16 protein-coding genes are annotated in these 12,715 nt (G+C 70.5%); 9 read left to right on the plus strand and 7 right to left on the minus strand.

Annotation, left to right across the window (positions count from 1 at the left end; all coding sequences use genetic code 11):
* The first annotated feature begins 87 nt into the window (after window positions 1-87).
* On the plus strand, window positions 88-1,473 hold the full coding sequence (locus tag ACNI14_RS04855; protein ID WP_420518818.1) for a glycosyl hydrolase 2 galactose-binding domain-containing protein: 1,386 nt from the start codon (window positions 88-90) through the stop codon (window positions 1,471-1,473).
* A 256-nt stretch (window positions 1,474-1,729) separates the two neighbouring features.
* Here the strand turns inward: ACNI14_RS04855 and ACNI14_RS04860 are convergent, their stop codons facing one another.
* Genes ACNI14_RS04860 through ACNI14_RS04890 form a run of 7 tightly spaced genes read right to left on the minus strand, consistent with a single transcriptional unit; the run spans window position 1,730 to window position 6,249 of the window.
* The gene (locus ACNI14_RS04860; RefSeq protein ID WP_420518819.1) at window positions 1,730-2,188 is read right to left on the minus strand and encodes a pilus assembly protein TadG-related protein; all 459 of its coding nucleotides are present in this window, start codon (window positions 2,186-2,188) and stop codon (window positions 1,730-1,732) included.
* On the minus strand, window positions 2,185-2,661 hold the full coding sequence (locus tag ACNI14_RS04865) for a pilus assembly protein (protein WP_420518820.1): 477 nt from the start codon (window positions 2,659-2,661) through the stop codon (window positions 2,185-2,187). The genes ACNI14_RS04860 and ACNI14_RS04865 overlap by 4 nt, the downstream gene beginning before the upstream one ends.
* Window positions 2,654-3,052, minus strand: coding sequence for a TadE/TadG family type IV pilus assembly protein (locus ACNI14_RS04870; protein WP_420518821.1), 399 nt, complete (start codon window positions 3,050-3,052; stop codon window positions 2,654-2,656). Before ACNI14_RS04870 ends, ACNI14_RS04865 begins: the two co-directional genes overlap by 8 nt.
* Window positions 3,024-3,218, minus strand: a complete 195-nt coding sequence (locus ACNI14_RS04875; RefSeq protein WP_420518822.1) for a hypothetical protein — start codon at window positions 3,216-3,218, stop codon at window positions 3,024-3,026. Before ACNI14_RS04875 ends, ACNI14_RS04870 begins: the two co-directional genes overlap by 29 nt.
* 19 nt (window positions 3,219-3,237) lie before the next feature.
* Window positions 3,238-4,161 (minus strand): type II secretion system F family protein, encoded by a 924-nt coding sequence (locus ACNI14_RS04880; RefSeq protein WP_420518823.1) that lies wholly within the window; start codon window positions 4,159-4,161, stop codon window positions 3,238-3,240.
* On the minus strand, window positions 4,158-5,018 hold the full coding sequence (locus ACNI14_RS04885) for a type II secretion system F family protein (RefSeq protein WP_420518825.1): 861 nt from the start codon (window positions 5,016-5,018) through the stop codon (window positions 4,158-4,160). The genes ACNI14_RS04880 and ACNI14_RS04885 overlap by 4 nt, the downstream gene beginning before the upstream one ends.
* A gap of 1 nt (window position 5,019) precedes the next feature.
* Entirely contained in the window at window positions 5,020-6,249 is a 1,230-nt protein-coding gene (locus ACNI14_RS04890) for a TadA family conjugal transfer-associated ATPase (protein ID WP_420518826.1), read from the minus strand.
* Between the two features lie 186 nt (window positions 6,250-6,435).
* On the opposite strand from ACNI14_RS04890, the gene ACNI14_RS04895 reads away from it, so the two are divergent.
* The 8 genes from ACNI14_RS04895 to pfkB all read left to right on the plus strand — a co-directional run bounded on the left by ACNI14_RS04895 (window position 6,436) and on the right by pfkB (window position 12,711).
* A complete protein-coding gene (locus ACNI14_RS04895; RefSeq protein WP_420518827.1) occupies window positions 6,436-7,134 on the plus strand; it encodes an SOS response-associated peptidase in 699 nt (232 codons plus the stop codon).
* Between the two features lie 37 nt (window positions 7,135-7,171).
* The gene (locus tag ACNI14_RS04900; RefSeq protein ID WP_420518828.1) at window positions 7,172-7,711 is read left to right on the plus strand and encodes an SRPBCC domain-containing protein; all 540 of its coding nucleotides are present in this window, start codon (window positions 7,172-7,174) and stop codon (window positions 7,709-7,711) included.
* Between the two features lie 210 nt (window positions 7,712-7,921).
* Window positions 7,922-9,130, plus strand: coding sequence for a PTS transporter subunit EIIC (locus ACNI14_RS04905; protein WP_420518829.1), 1,209 nt, complete (start codon window positions 7,922-7,924; stop codon window positions 9,128-9,130).
* A 33-nt stretch (window positions 9,131-9,163) separates the two neighbouring features.
* Entirely contained in the window at window positions 9,164-9,472 is a 309-nt protein-coding gene (locus tag ACNI14_RS04910) for a PTS lactose transporter subunit IIB (protein ID WP_420518830.1), read from the plus strand.
* Complete coding sequence (locus ACNI14_RS04915; protein ID WP_420518831.1) at window positions 9,462-9,911, plus strand: PTS mannitol transporter subunit IIA; 450 nt, start codon at window positions 9,462-9,464, stop codon at window positions 9,909-9,911. Before ACNI14_RS04910 ends, ACNI14_RS04915 begins: the two co-directional genes overlap by 11 nt.
* A 5-nt stretch (window positions 9,912-9,916) precedes the next feature.
* Complete coding sequence (locus ACNI14_RS04920; protein WP_420518832.1) at window positions 9,917-10,957, plus strand: zinc-dependent dehydrogenase; 1,041 nt, start codon at window positions 9,917-9,919, stop codon at window positions 10,955-10,957.
* 45 nt (window positions 10,958-11,002) lie between these two features.
* Window positions 11,003-11,764, plus strand: coding sequence for a DeoR/GlpR family DNA-binding transcription regulator (locus ACNI14_RS04925; protein ID WP_420518833.1), 762 nt, complete (start codon window positions 11,003-11,005; stop codon window positions 11,762-11,764).
* Window positions 11,761-12,711 carry a 1-phosphofructokinase gene (gene pfkB / locus ACNI14_RS04930; protein ID WP_420518834.1) on the plus strand — a complete coding sequence of 317 codons (951 nt, stop codon included), beginning with the start codon at window positions 11,761-11,763 and terminating at the stop codon, window positions 12,709-12,711. Before ACNI14_RS04925 ends, pfkB begins: the two co-directional genes overlap by 4 nt.
* Window positions 12,712-12,715: the final 4 nt, after the last annotated feature.

Below are 12,715 nucleotides of genomic sequence, written 5' to 3' on the forward strand. Positions count from 1 at the left end.
CGCGCGCGAGCCACTGCAGCAAGGCGCCTTGCCGTGCGAGACTGTCGCTCGTCCCCCTGCCCGCGTCGACCCTTTCCGGAGCCGCCGTTGTCCGCCGTCACCTTCGTCTCCAATCCCATCCATGAGGGCTGGACCCTGACGCATACCGGCGGCGACGCCCCCTCAGTCGTGGAGCGCGCAACCGTGCCAGCCCAGGTGCCCGGGTCGGTGCCGCTGGACCTCGACCGCGCAGGGCTGCTCGCCGACGGTCCCCGCGAGGACGGCACCGCTGCGGACTGGATGGCCTGGTGCGAGTGGCGCTACGCCACCGAGTTCGCGGCCACCCCGGCGACGCCCGGCGAGCGCGTGGACGTGGTGTTCGACGGCCTCGACACGGTCGCCGCGGTCAGGCTCAACGACATCGAGATCGCGCGCACCAAGAACATGCACCGCTCCTACCGGTTCGATGTGCGAGAGCTGGTGCAGGGCGGCGCCAACACCCTGACGGTGGACTTCGTGTCGGCGCTCGCGTACGCACGCGGGATCGACGCCGATGCGCGGCACGGCGACGTCTCGCGCGCCTACCGGGGCGTGCGCAAGATGGCATGGGGATTCGGGCCCTTCGGTGGGCCGCCCGCCCACACCGCCGGCATCTGGGGCGGCGTACGGATCGAACGCTGGCGCGTGGCGCGGCTCGACGAGGTGCGCCCGCTCGTGACCCTCGACGGCGACTCCGGCCGGGTGCAGGTGCACGTGCGCGTCGAGCGCGCGTCAGGCGAGCCGCTGACCGTCTACGCGACCGTCGCAGGCGCGGAGGCCAGCGCGCAGATACCGCCTGGCGAGGTCACGGGCGTGGTCACGGTCGAGGCGCCGCATGTCGAGGCCTGGTGGCCCCACGGCCACGGCCCCGCTCGGCTGTACGACCTGGTGGTGGACCTGCACTCGACCGACGAGCGCCTGGATACGCACGTGCGACGGATCGGGTTCCGCTCCGCCGTGCTGACCGGCGCGGTCAATGTGGCCGATGCGGGGGTCGAGTCTCCCGAGACGCCCCAGGTGTCTCCGCGCACCGAGCAGGTGAGCGTCACGGTCAATGGCCGCCCGCTCGACCTGCGGGTCGAGCGGTGGATGCCACTCGACACCGTGCTGGCCCGGATCGCCGCCGAGGACGTCCGGGCGCGTGTCGAGGAGCAGCGCGACGCCGGGGTGGGCGTGCTGCATGTCGACGGCGTCGGGGTGTACGAGTCTCCCGCGTTCTACGAGACGTGCGACGAGCTGGGGATGTTCGTGGTGCAGGACCCGCCGTTCGTGGGCGACGGCTACCGCGCCGGTGCCCCAGTGCAGGGTGAGGCGATCGAGGAGACCCGCGAGCACGTGGCGCGGCTCGCGCCGCACCCGTCGCTGCTCACGTACGGCACTGTCGAGGATCGTGCGTATGGGTCGCTGGTCTCCGGCATCATCGCGGTGCTGGACCACGACCGGCTCACGACCTAGCGCCAACCGACCCGCTGACCCCTGCCCGGCTGCCCACCTCCGCGCCGGCCCGGCCACCTACCTCCGCACCGGCCCGGCTACCCACCTGCCCACCCCGCCGCAAGTGTCGATTTCCGTGCACTCTCGGGCCCCAAACCGCACGGAATTCGACACTTGCGATGAGTGGTTGGGCGGCGAAGGGGGCGCGGCGGGCGGCTGGGCGGCGAAGGGGGCGCGGGGTGGCGCAGGGCATCGGTGAGGAGCACGGACGCCACGGTCAGCCGGCGCGGGCACGACCCTCTGCAGTCAGCATGATGCCGTCGCCGAAGGCCGCGAGCGCCTCGATGTCGAACAGCGGCCGCACGCGCCGCGCGACCGCGACCGTCGCGGTCCCGTCGGGCGACGCCGACACGTCCACCACGCCGACCTCCTCGACCCAGGGGCGAGGGTCGGCGACGAGCCATGCGGCCGCCGCTTCCCTCATCGCGCCTTCGTCCAGTGCGACCGACGTCGCGGTGGCCGAGTAGTAGCTGCCCACGTCGAGTTCATCCGCCGCCGCGAGCGCGAGCTCGTCCGCGAGCGAGGCCAGCCGCATCCGGTCCACGTGCAGCTGCGTGGCCGCTGCCATGACCAGCAGCGCGACCACCGCGATCAGCACCCACCCGAGGGTGAGCAGCGAGATGCTGCCCTCGTCGGCGTTCATGCGCTCGCGCACCAGCCGAATCCGCGACCTCATGGGTCGAACCCCTCGACCGGCGACCGCCCCACCGCCGTCACCTCGACGGCGACCGGCAACAGCTCCACGACTGCTCCTGGCATGCCCGCGAGCGGCACATGGACGCGCACCTCGGCGGTCACTGCGGAGCCGGGCTCGAAGCACGGGTCCGAGTCGCAGCCGAGATCGACCGCCGGGTCGCCACGCACGGCGAAGTCATCCAAGGCCATCGCCACCGCCGCGTCCGCGCGCGCGACCGAGGCGGCCCGCGCATCGGCCGTAGTGGCCCCGCTCTCCAGCGCGTCGAGGCCCGCGACCACCGCCCCCCGCGCCGCGGCGCGGCTCGCGCCCTCCACCGCGAAGGCCGCCGCCTGCAGTTGCGAGGCCGCGATGACCACGTAGATGACGGGCACCAGAATCATCACGGTGATCCCGAGGAACTCCACCAGGGCCGCGCCGGAATCGTCGCCGCCCAGGCGCTCGCGCCTAGTCACCGCCGGCCTCGTCGAATGCGCGCGCCTCGACCCGCATCGTGCTCGGGCCCCACAGCCCCACCAGCGGCACGGCGGCCTCGATCGACACGACCACGACGTCGGCGCCGTCCGCAGATGAGCGGGCCGCAGTCGCAACGATGTCTGTCGCGCCGATCGATGCTCGAGCCATCTCCTCGCTGCGCGCCACGCCATCCGCGAGCGTCTGGTCCGCCCGTGCCCCGTGGCGCGCCCCCTCGTACGCGCTCGAGGTCAACGTGTTGCGCACGTGCAGAGCCAGCACGAGTTGCAGCACCGCGAGCCCGATGAGCACCACCAGGGTGCCCACCAGCACGAACTCGACTGCCGCCGATCCCTGCTCGCGGTCAGCCGCCCGTGACGGATTCGATCGCATCGGTGAACAAGCCCTCGAGCGCCGGGCCGGCGAGCGCCCAGATCGCGGCCACGAGCCCCGCCGTCATGAGCGTGATGAGCACCCAGCCAGGCACATCACCACGCTCCGGATCATCGTCGGCCAGTGTCGTCATCAGTCGTTGGATCACGCTGTCCCCCCTTGTCATGTTTCCTTTGCGCCATCGTTCAGCCCCCGAGGTCGATCGCGACCAGACCGGGGAACACTGCGAACACCACCGTCACGGGAAGAATCAGAAACACGACCGGCACCATCATCGCGATCTCGCGCCGACCGCCCTCCTCGACCAGGGCCTGGCGACCCTGGGAGCGGGCGTCCTGTGCCTGTGCGCGCAGCACCTCGGCGAGCGGCGTGCCGCGCTCGAGGGCCGTGGCGATGCCTTCCGCGAACCGCTCCAGAGCCGGCACGGACATCTCTCTGGCCATGCGCGTGAGCGCCGCCGGCAGCCGCTCCCCCGCCCGCGCATCGGCAAGTGCGATCGCGAGCTCTCGGGTCAGCTCTCCTGACGTGGTCCGCGCCACCCTCTCGAGCGCCGCCAGGGCGCTCTCCCCCGCCGCGACCGACAGCGCCAGCAGCTCCGCGATCGTCGGAAGCTCGGCGACCAGTCGCCGCTGCCGCCTGGTGACCGCGTGGGACAGGGCGGCGTCGCGCCCGAGGACCCCCGCTGCGGCAAGCACCAGCGCGAGCACCGCCGACGCCAGCACGGGGGCGCCCCGTGTGGCCGTGAGCAGGAGGGCCAGCGCAACGCCCGCGGCGAGTCCGGCAGCACCCCACACCACCTGCTGCGCGCGGAACTGCTCCACCGACAGCCCGGACCCGGACCGTCGGAGCCGCCGTGAGACGTCGGCGGCAGGTGACCCCCACCGGCTGATCATCCGGCCGGCATCTCGCACGACGGGAGCGAGCAGCCGTTCGAGGGCTGGCATCGGCGTGACGGTCTGCTCGCGTCGCGCGACGTCGTCCGCGACTGTGGTGCGCAGGTACGGCGAGATCCGGGCCTCGAGGGTCGCGCGGCGCGCCCCGCCCCACGCGAGCACCAGCGCGGCGCCCATGCCGAGGGCGCCGCCAAGCACGAGCGTGAGCCACGTCATCGCAACACCCGCGCCTCGTCGGGAAGTCGCCCCACCCGCATCATCAGCCGGTACGCGATCACGGTGCTCGCCCCACCGAGGGCCAGGACCGCCACGCCCGCCGCCGAGTTGTAGGCGGCCGCATTGCTGCCCTGCGTCGCGAGGAGCGCGAGCACCACCCACGGCGCAGCGACCGCCAGTCGCGCGGCGTTGACCGTCCACGACTGGCGAGCCTCGAGCTCTCCGCGCGTGCGCGCGTCGTCTCGGAGGAAGTCGGCGAGTGTGCGGAGCACCCGACCCACATCGCTGCCGCCCACGTCTCGCGTGATGCGCAGCGTCTCGACGAGCCGGTCCGCCACCGGGTCCGCCAGCCTCAGCTTGAGGGCGTCAAGACAGTCATGAAACCTGCCTGACGCCCGGTAGTCCTCGGCGAACAGCGCGAACGGCTCGCGCAGCGGCTCGGGGCCTCGCTCGCCGAGCTGCCCGACTGCTTCCGGGAGCGCGAGTCCAGCGCGGATCCCGGACGCCAGCGAGTCCACCACGTCAGGCCACAACTCGCGCGTGGCCTGTGCGCGGCCGCGCGCCCGGGCACCGACCAGAGCGAAAGGTGCGCGTGCTGCCAGGATCGCGAAGCATGCGCCGATGGGGGCGGACTCAGACAGGCCTGCGACGACGACGAATGCGACGAGACCAAGGCCCACGGCGACCCCCACGAGCGCTGCGGGGGTGACGCCCGTGACCCCCGCGCGGACCAATTGATCCTGGGTGCGGGCCGTCCAACCGTCGCGCGGCCCTACCGGCGTCGCCTGCATCGGCCAGAACGACCACCACACCAGGAACAACCCCAGGCCGAGCACCACCCCCCACAGTGCGTCCATGTCATGAGCCCCGCAGCAACTCGCTGAGCCGGTGTCCGCGCTGCTCGAAGAGCTCGTCGCGCGGCGGGTGGCCCTCGGCGCGCGCGAGACCCGACGCGCCCTGCCGGAAGATGGTCGACAGCTCGACCATCCCCGCCTCGGCGCGCCCAGAGACGCCCACGATCTCGCGCACCCGCCGCGCGCCGTGCGCGTCGATCCCGAGGTGCACCACCAGGTCGATGGCCGATGCGACGGTCGGCACCACGAATCGATCGGAGACGTTCTCGCCCGCCAGCAGCGGGAGCGTGCACATCTTGGTGATGGCGTCCCGAGCACTATTGGCGTGCACCGTGCACATGCCTGGGATTCCAGCGTTGAGACCGATCAGCATGTCGAGCGCCTCGGCCTCGCGCACCTCCCCCACGATGATGCGGCTGGGACGCATGCGCAGCGCCTCCTTGACCAGCCGGCGCAGCGGGATTTCCCCGGTCCCCTCGAGCGAGGCCTGCCGGCACTGCAGCGCCACCCAGTCCCTCGTGGGCACCGCGACCTCGAACACCTCCTCGCACGAGATGACGCGTTCTCGGGACGGAATCGAGCCCGCGAGCGCGCCCAGCATGGTGGTCTTGCCCGCCTGCGTCGCACCCGAGATCAGCACGTTCAGCCCGGCGTCCACCGACGCCGCCAAGAAGTCGGCGGCCTGCTGCGTGAGGACCCCGAGCCTCACCATGTCGTTCACGTGCCGCGCGCGCACCACGAACTTGCGGATGTTGACGCTCCAGTGCTCGCGCGTCACGTCGGGGATCACCACGTGGAGCCGCTCGCCTCCCGGAAGAGTGGCGTCCACGAATGGCGAGCTCAAGTCCAGGCGCCGGCCGGACAGCTTGAGCATCCGCTCGACGAGGTCGCGCACCATCCCGTCCGTGAGCAGAGTCGGGGTGAGTTCCGGAACCCCGCGCCGCGCGACGAAGACCTGCGTGGGCGAGTTGATCCACACTTCCTCGATCTCGGGATCATCGAGATAGCGCTGCAGGGGCCCCAATCCGGACACGTTGTCCATGAGCGATCGCGCCGCCGACCCCGGATCGCTGAGCGCGGGCACCGAACCCGCGAGCGCGCGGTGCTCCCATGCTGAGAGGGCGTCGTCGACCAAGACGCGGACCGCATCGGCCTCGCGCACGGGATCGAGGCCAGTGGTGCGGATGCGCTCACGCACCTGGCTCTCGATCTGTCGCAGCGCGTCACTGCTCATGCGCCTTGAGAGTAGAGGCAAACGCCCCGGTGCGGTAGACCCTGTGGACAACCGGAGCTGCACCCCGTGAGGCGCTGAGTGCCCAAAAAGTCCGAATCTGGGCACTGAGACCCTCGCGGCGCACAAGACGGGCCGATGCGGGGGTTGGCTGGGCACGCAACGATCACCCCAGGCACAATGGCTCGTATGTGCGGCAGGTATGCGAACTTCCTCGCGGAGCAGGACCTCATCGACCACTTCGCCATCGCGACCGTGGCCGACGACGCCCGCCTGCTGCCTCCCAACTGGAACGTCGCGCCGACCCAGCTCGTGCCCATCGTCGCGCCTGGCCGCGCAGAGGACGACGACCAGGGCCGCCGCCTCGAAGCCGCCAAATGGGGGCTGGTGCCGTCGTGGGCGAAGGACCCCGGCATCGGCGCTCGCATGATCAATGCGCGCTCGGAGACCGTCGCGGACAAGCCGTCATTCCGCACCGCCTTCGCCAAGCGCCGCTGCATCGTGCCAGCGAGCGGCTACTTCGAGTGGCACACCGAGGACGGGGTCAAGACGCCGTACTGGATCCACCCTGCGGACGATGCTCCCCTCGCCTTCGCGGGCCTGTACGAGTTCTGGAAGGACAAGGCCTTGGGCGATGACGCCCCGTGGCTGGTGTCGACCACCATCGTCACCACGGCCGCCCGCGACGAGATGCGCGACCTTCACGACCGCCAGCCCGTGATGCTGGTGCCCGAGGGCGTGGACGCGTGGCTCGATCGCGACAGCGACCAGGGCACGCTGTTCGACGTCATCGCCGCGCCCGCACCAGACCTGACGTGGCACCAGGTGGCCAAGGCGGTCGGCAATCCGCGCCACAACGACCCGTCCACCATCGAACCGGTGGAGTGACTGCACGCACGACAATCCCACGTGAGGAGCGACGTCCATGGTTGAAGCGACAGGCACGGTAGTCGACGGCGAGCACGGCCCCGAGCTCGTCTTTCAGCGGGTCTACCACGTGCCCGCCAAGACCGTGTGGGCACATGTGGCCGAGTCGGACCATCTTCAGAAGTGGATCGGCCGCTGGGAGACCGACCAGAGCACGGGCCGGGTGCTCTTCTACATGACCGCCGAGTCCGACGAGCCCGAGGGCGAGGAGTGCCTGGTGCGCGCCTGCTCTCCCCCGCATCGGCTGGTGGTCGACACCCGCACGCCTAGGGGCACCTGGCACCTGACGGTCGGAATCCAGACGACCCTGGACGGCACGGTGCTGACGTTCGCCCAGCGTCTCGGCTCCGAGGGCCTCGACAGCATCGGCCCGGGGTGGGAGTACTACCTGGACCGGCTGTCCGCGGTGCTCGGCGGCGAGAGCGCGGACGACATCAGGTGGGACGACTACTACCCCGCGATGGCCGACCACTACGCCGCTCTCGCGCCCGAGGGCGGCGTCGCGCCCAACCCGCCCAAGGACGGCCTCGAGCACTAAGGTGACGCCCGGGCCCTGAGGCGTCGCCCGGGTGCCCGGGCGGTGGTCGAGCACTCCCACACCCCCGGGAATGCCCGCTTGTTTCCGTTTATCTGTTGACAGCCTTCCCCGTCAGCGCTAGCGTGCGGAATTAGTTCCACCGGAACGGGCCCAAACGGGCACAGGATGGGAATCTTCCGCAAAGAAGCGGGGGGGAAGGGTAGGACACCGATGTCCTTCAGCGACGCCCAGGACAAGGCCAGGGCGAACAAGAACCGCACCGGAGCCGGAATCGGCACCCAGGTGCAACGACTCGGCCGCTTCATGTCGGCCATGATCATGCCCAACATCGGCGCCTTCGTGGCGTGGGGCCTGATCACCGCACTGTTCATCGAATCGGGCTGGCTCAACCTCGGCGGCGACGGCAACGTCGCACCCGACAGCTGGATCGCCAGCGTCGGTGGGTGGGGCGACTTCGCCGGGGCGGGGATCGTCGGCCCCATGATCACCTACCTGCTACCCCTGCTGATCGGCTACATGGGCGGCCGGCTCGTGTACGAGACGCGCGGCGCCGTCATCGGCGCCGTCGCCACCATGGGCGTCATCGTCGGCTCCGACGTGCCGATGTTCCTGGGTGCCATGATCATCGGCCCGTTCGCCGCGTGGTGCCTCAAGCGCGTCGAGGCGACCTGGCAGGGCAAGATCAAGCCCGGCTTCGAGATGCTGGTGGACAACTTCTCCCTGGGCATCCTCGGCGGCCTGCTCGCCGTGCTCGGCAAGATGATCATCGGTCCCATCGTGTCGAGGCTCGTGGAGTGGGCGGGCGAGGGAGTCGACTTCCTCGTCGAGAACTCGCTGCTGCCGCTCGCCTCGATCGTGGTGGAGCCCGCGAAGATCCTGTTCCTCAACAACGCGATCAACCACGGGGTGTTCACACCGCTGGGCACCGCCGAGGCGGAGGACTCCGGCAAGTCGCTGCTGTTCATGATCGAGTCGAACCCCGGACCGGGTCTGGGCATCCTCGTCGCGTTCATGCTGTTCGGGCCGCGCATGCTGAAGGCCGCGGCTCCCGGCGCGGGCATCATTCACTTCTTCGGCGGCATCCACGAGGTGTACTTCCCGTTCGTGCTGGCCAAGCCCAAGCTGATCGCCGCCGTGATCCTGGGCGGCATGACCGGCGTCCTGGTCGGAGTGATGTTCAACGGCGGGCTCGTCGCGCCGCCCTCGCCCGGATCCATCTTCGCGTGGATCGCCTTCACTCCCCCAGGAGTCGGCAACTACGTGGTGATGTTCGCTCAGGTGCTCCTGGCGGCCACCGTGTCCTTCTTCGTCGCGTCGATGCTGCTCGGCTTCGGCCGCGAGGCACGCCGCGAGGACGCCCCCGAGGACGATTCGTCCGCCGAGGCCACGTCCAAGTCCACCACCCCCGCGACCGTCTGACGACGACCGCACCCCCACGAAAGGACAGATCCCATGCCATCGATCAACGGCTCGGACGTGAAGAAGGTCGTCATCGCATGCGACGCGGGAATGGGCAGCTCGGTGATGGTCGCCAGCACGCTCAGGTCCAAGCTCGCGCCCCATGGCGTCGAGGTGGTCCACACCCCGGTGAACGAGATCCCGAAGGACGCGGCGGTGGTGCTGTGCCATCAGGGCCTCGCGGCCAGGGCGCAGTCGACGGCCCCGGAGGCCGTGGTCGTGCCGTTCGCGATCTTCATGGGGGACCCCGCATTCACCAAGGTCGAGCAGGCCATCAAGAACGGCGAGACTCTTGAGTCCTGACCGGGCCCTGCTAGACGCCGGCGGCGTCCGCCTTGGTCTCACGGCCGAGGACAAGGCGGACGCGCTGCGTCAGTGCGGCGCTGTGCTGGTGGAGATCGGCGCCACCACCGAGGACTACGCGGCGGCCCTGCACGAGCGGGAGAAGTCCGTCTCCACATATGTGGGCGAGGGCGTCGCCATCCCCCACGGCACCAACGAGTCACGCGAGCACATCTCGCGGGCCGCGCTGGCGGTGCTTCAGTTCCCCGATGGCGTCGACTGGGATGGACAGGACGTCACCGTGTGCGTCGCGATCGCCTCCAAATCCGAAGAGCACGTGGACATCCTGTCCTCCCTCGCCCAGGTCCTCATGGACCCGGACAAGGCTGCGGCCCTGCGCGGCGCCTCCGCCCCCGAGGACGTGCTCGATCTGCTGTCCCCCCGAAACACCGAGGAGTGAGAAATATGAAAGCCCTGGTCTTCTACGCCCCTGAGGACGTCCGCATCGAGGACGTGCCCGAGCCCGACCCCGGCCCCGGGGAGGTCAAGATCCGTGTGCGCAACTGCTCGACGTGCGGCACCGACGTCAAGATCTTCCATAACGGCCACCAGAACCTGTCGCCGCCACGCATCATCGGCCACGAGATCGCGGGCGAGGTCGTTGGCCTCGGCGAAGGCGTCGAGGGCTGGGCCGAGGGTGACCGGGTGCAGGTCATCGCGGCCGTGCCATGCGGCGAGTGCTACGAGTGCTCGCGGGGCTGGATGGAGGTCTGCCAGAACCAGACCTCCATGGGGTACCAGTACGAGGGTGGCTTCGCGGAGTACATGATCGTCCCCCGCGAGGTCATGAAAGTCGACGGGCTCAACCGCATCCCGGACGGCGTGGGCTTCGACGAGGCGTCGGCGGCCGAGCCGCTCGCCTGCGCCATCAACGCGCAATCGATCCTCGGGATCGAGGACGGCGACACGGTGGTCGTGTTCGGCGCCGGCCCCATCGGGGCGATGCACATCCGCCTGGCCCGTGCGAACGGTGCGGGCCGCGTGTTCCTCATCGACGTCAACGCCGAGCGGCTCAAGATGACGGCCGATGCGGTCCACCCCGAGGAGGTCATCGACGGCTCGGTCGTAGACGTGGTGGAACGCGTGCGCGAGCTCACCGATGGGCGCGGCGCGGACTGCATCATCACCGCCACCGCCGCCAACGTCGCACAGGAGCAGGCGATCGAGATGGCGGCGCGCAACGGACGCATCAGCTTCTTCGGGGGTCTGCCCAAGTCGAACCCCACGATCACGTGCGATTCGAACCTGGTCCACTACCGCCAGCTCAGAATCTTTGGGGCGAACGGCTCCGCACCTCACCACAACAAGGAGGCGCTGCGGCGCATCGCCTCTGGCGAAGTGCCGGTGAAGGACCTGATCACCACGCGGGTGCCGTTGGCAGAGGTGCTCGACGCCTTCGGTATTGTCAGGCGGGGCGAGGCCATCAAGGTCACCATCGAGCCGTAAGGTCTCGACCCTGCCGCTGAGGATCGTCACGAGGAGCCCCCCGCCATGTATGCGCAGGAACGCCAGCAGTCCATCCTTGCGACGGCCCGTTCGCGGGGGCGGGTCGAGGTGGGTCTGCTCGCGGAAGAGTTCGGGGTCACTGTCGAGACCGTGCGCCGCGACCTCACGTCCCTCGAACGCTTGGGGGTGCTGAGGCGCGTGCACGGCGGTGCGCTGCCCGTCGAGAGGCTCACGCTCGAGCCCAGCCTCGAAGCTCGCCAGACCCAGTTTGCGGAACGCAAGCGTCGCATCGGCGCGCGCGCGGTCGAGGAGCTGCACGAGGGCGACACCGTGCTGCTCGACTCGGGCACCACGACCCTTGCGATCGCGCACGCGCTGCCGCCGGACCTGCGCCTCACGGTCATCACCAACTCGATCGACATCGCGGCGCACCTGGCGAGCCGAGAGCGCACCGAGCTGATGATGCTCGGCGGCCGTGTGCGCCGCCGCACCGGTGCGGCGGTCGGCGAGTGGCTCACTCGCGCCCTCACCGACGTCACGGTCGACGTGGCCTTCGTCGGCGCCAACGGCTTCACCGTGGAGCACGGCCTCACCACCCCGGACCAAGCCGAATCCGCGGCCAAGCGAGCGATGGCGACGGCTGCGCGGCGGCTCGTCTGCGTCTCCGATGCGTCGAAGGCCGGGCAGGTGCACCTGCACCGGTTCGCGCACACGGAGGACCTGGCGCTCGTCATCAGCGACGATTCGCTGGACGACGACACGGCGCAGGACTTCGAGGATGTCGGGGTCGAAGTGGCGCGCGCGTGATCGTCACCCTCACCCCCAACCCGAGCCTGGACCGCACGATCTCGCTCGAGCAGTTGCGGCGCGGCGGCGTCCATCGGGCCCTGGCGCTTCGCGATGATCCCGGCGGCAAGGGGGTGAACGTGTCCCGGGCGCTCGCCGCCAACGGCGCGTCCACGGTCACGGTCGTGCCGGCGGGCGGGGACATCGCGGCGACCTTCTCCGCGCTGTTGGACGAGGCCGGCGTCGCGCACCACCTCGTTCCCTTGGCCGGAGCAGTGCGCACCAACATCACGCTGGTCGAAGACGATGGCACCACCACCAAGGTCAACGAGCAGGGTCGCTACTCGACGGCCGCCGACGCCGCGCTCATGTTGGATGCCGCAGATGCGCGCCTCGACCGCGCCTGCTGGGCAGTCGGCTGCGGGTCGCTGCCGCCTGGTCTCGACGGCGAGGTGTACGCGGAGCTGGTGGCTCGGGCACGCCGTCGCGGAGTGTCGGTGGCGATCGACACGTCTGGCGCCGCGCTCACACGGGCGATCGCCGCTGGCCCCGACCTCGTCAAGCCCAACCTGCACGAACTCGCCGACCACGCAGGCCGCCCGCTGACACGGCTCGCTGAGGTGGTGGATGCGGCCCGAGAGATCGTCGACGCCGGTGTCGCGACCGTGCTCGTGAGTCTCGGCGCCCAGGGAGCGATCGCGGTCACGCGCGACGGCGCGATCCATGCGAGCGCCCACGTGACCGCTCCCCTGTCCACAGTGGGCGCCGGGGACTGCCTGCTCGCCGGATGGCTGGACGCCGTCACCCAAGGCGCGCCCGCATCGGCCGCTCTCGAGCAGGCGGTGCGCTGGGGAAGCGCCGCCGTCGCCCTGCCGGGCTCCTCCGTGCCCGGGCCGCGCGAGGTCGCCGCGGTGAGCGTCGAGTCCACGTCGGTGCTCGACCCGCAACTCGCCATGACCGGGGACTGACGCA

Origin of the sequence: Demequina pilifera (genome assembly GCF_048814985.1) — a bacterium.
GTDB lineage: Bacteria > Actinomycetota > Actinomycetes > Actinomycetales > Demequinaceae > Demequina.